Genomic DNA, 543 nt, shown 5'->3' with positions numbered 1-543 from the left:
TAGGACTTACGCATTGACGGATTCAAAAAAGTATTAAAATACTTTATAAAGTATCTGTGATCAGACGAATTAAAAATGCTTCTACAGCAACTTGTACTCTACCCATTTATATGGGCTTTCTCATGACAGAACCGAACTCTATTAGCTGCACACAACTTGCCGAGACTTATAATATCTCGCATGATAGTGTAAATCGCTTTCTAGAGCGTGAAGACTACACACCTCACGACCTATATCAAGAAGCAATTCAACATATTGATAATAATAAACTTATAGTCAGTATTGATGATACTGTTTTAGATAAACCATATAGTCAACATATGGACTTAGTTAGCTATTTTTGGTCAGGCAAACACCACCGATCCGTCAAGGGTATTAATCTCATTACCTTGTATGCGACAGATCAAAATGGTCAAAATATTCCAATTAATTTCCGAATTTATGACAAATCTGAAAGTAAAACCAAGAATGATTACTTTATGGATATGTTAAGTGAAGTACTCAGTTGGGGTGCAAAGATTCAATTTATTACAGGTGATAGTT

Annotated in this window: 1 pseudogene; it reads left to right on the top strand. The window is 34.1% G+C overall.

Annotated elements, in window-relative coordinates:
• Positions 1-56 precede the first annotated feature (56 nt).
• Positions 57-543 (top strand): annotated as a pseudogene (locus L6C30_RS14715) (IS701-like element ISAba11 family transposase); the annotation flags it as partial.

This window comes from Acinetobacter sp. KAM396 (genome assembly GCF_021602765.1).
In the GTDB taxonomy this organism is placed as follows: Bacteria; Pseudomonadota; Gammaproteobacteria; order Pseudomonadales; family Moraxellaceae; genus Acinetobacter; species Acinetobacter towneri_A.
Note: the sequence above shows the minus strand (reverse complement) of the source record. Positions and strands in the feature narration are given on the sequence as shown.